3 protein-coding genes are annotated in these 1,622 nt (G+C 39.7%); 1 reads left to right on the top strand and 2 read right to left on the bottom strand.

Going from position 1 to position 1,622, the window contains the following annotated elements; all coding sequences use genetic code 11:
* Positions 1–121: 121 nt before the first annotated feature.
* Both Hs20B_RS09565 and Hs20B_RS09560 read right to left on the bottom strand, forming a co-directional pair.
* The gene (locus Hs20B_RS09565; RefSeq protein ID WP_172357948.1) at positions 122–778 is read right to left on the bottom strand and encodes a Rha family transcriptional regulator; all 657 of its coding nucleotides are present in this window, start codon (positions 776–778) and stop codon (positions 122–124) included.
* Positions 779–885: 107 nt separating this feature from the next.
* A complete protein-coding gene (locus Hs20B_RS09560) occupies positions 886–1,074 on the bottom strand; it encodes a recombinase family protein (protein ID WP_172357952.1) in 189 nt (62 codons plus the stop codon).
* A gap of 148 nt (positions 1,075–1,222) precedes the next feature.
* Here Hs20B_RS09560 and Hs20B_RS09555 point away from each other — a divergent pair.
* The coding region (locus Hs20B_RS09555; protein WP_228407541.1) for a helix-turn-helix domain-containing protein at positions 1,223–1,622 on the top strand (400 nt) is incomplete at its 3' end.

The raw sequence follows: 1,622 nt of genomic DNA, 5'->3' as shown, positions 1-1,622 counted from the left end.
TGTTCGTCTGCTAATTTGAAAATGGTTATTTCTTGGCTGTCGCCCTCTAATGTCTTGTCAACGTACTCTGTTTTTATGTCTGTCATGTTGTTTGCTCCTGTTTTCGTTCATGCTGTTATCATCATAGCGCTTGGCTTATTGATGTGATAGCCGTTTTTATCGGCTCATAGTCAGACCCCGCCAAAATCATAGCTAACGCAATGTTTTCAAGTGACCTGTAACGTGCCATTTCCTCCGCTGTGATTAAATCAAGCAACGGCTTTTCTTTCCGCCAATCAGTATCACGCGCGAAAATCTGCTTTTTAGTTTGGCCTGTCGCAACGGTCGCAAGTAATGTTCTGAAAATACCGTGCCATGTTTTGCCATGCCTTGGATAATGTTGCCATTCTGATATAGCTTGGTGTAATGTCTTGCCTTGTGGTTTCTCAACCGCTCGGGCAATCTGTCGGGCTTGTAACTCTTTTTCAAGCTCATCAAATCGCTTAACTAATGCCATTTTGAACGCTCTGACGGGTTCTGTATTATCAAGCCATGTAATAACTAACATAGCTTGGTTGCGGTTAAGTTGGTACACCTTAACTTTTTGTCCTCTACTGTCTGATAAGGGTGTCATTTCAAATGACAATATACCAAACTGTTCAAGGTCATCTTTATTTTTATCAATCAGCTTGCGGACTGATATTTTTTTAAGTCCCGAACATTCGGCAATGATAACGTGATTAGTTGCTAACTTTGCCCTGCTCATGTCGGGACTTGTTAAAAATGCTAAATCGTCCATTTTGCTCCTCTTTTCTGTTTTTATCGTGTTTCACTGTCTCCGCGTTGGTGCTGTTTTCATGTCCCACCCCGTCATTAAAAACGGGGGTGCCTGTGCCATCGTCTTGGTTAGTAGTCTTTTGCAAACCACTCCATAACTTTCGTGTAAACGCTCGGTTTAATCTGTAAACCGCCTTTAATCACTTTCTTGTATGTGATGTAAGTAATGCCAATCTCACGCGCGACCTGCTCAATGGTCAAATCATTGTCAGCTTGCTTGCGTTTAATCGCTTTTGCCTGCTCGGGTGTAATTGTCAGCATTTTGTGTCCTCCTCTCTGTGTTTACAAGTTTCTTGTAACTAAAAACAGTATATTACAAGAATTAGGAAAAGTCAATTATAATTTACAAAAAACTTGTAATTTCTTGAAAATAATATAAAATAGAATGTGAAAGGAAGTGATTATTTTGTCAAAAACTGCTGAAAGGCTGGGGGCTTTAAGAAAAGAAAAAGGCTTAACCCTACAACAAATGTCCAATAAAATCGGTATAAATGTATCAACAATATCAAATTATGAAAATGGTTACTCTATCCCTAAAATCGATAGACTGAAAAAGCTTGCCGACTTTTTCGGTGTATCAGAAAGTTACATTCTTGGCTTGTCTGACGAACGCAACCAAAGCAATAAAGCGCCAATGTTTGAGGTGTCTGACAAAAACGGCGGTCATAGTTTCATCGTAAAATCTGATATATCGGTTATCACGGATATTGTCAAAGTCTTCGATAGACTGAATGACGTAAACCAAACTGACGTTTTGAATTATGCGCAATATCGGTTAGACCAGCAACGCTCAACCGAACAGTCTG

Source organism: Pseudolactococcus insecticola (assembly GCF_011170065.1).
Taxonomy (GTDB): Bacteria; Bacillota; Bacilli; order Lactobacillales; family Streptococcaceae; genus Pseudolactococcus; species Pseudolactococcus insecticola.
Note: the sequence above shows the minus strand (reverse complement) of the source record. Positions and strands in the feature narration are given on the sequence as shown.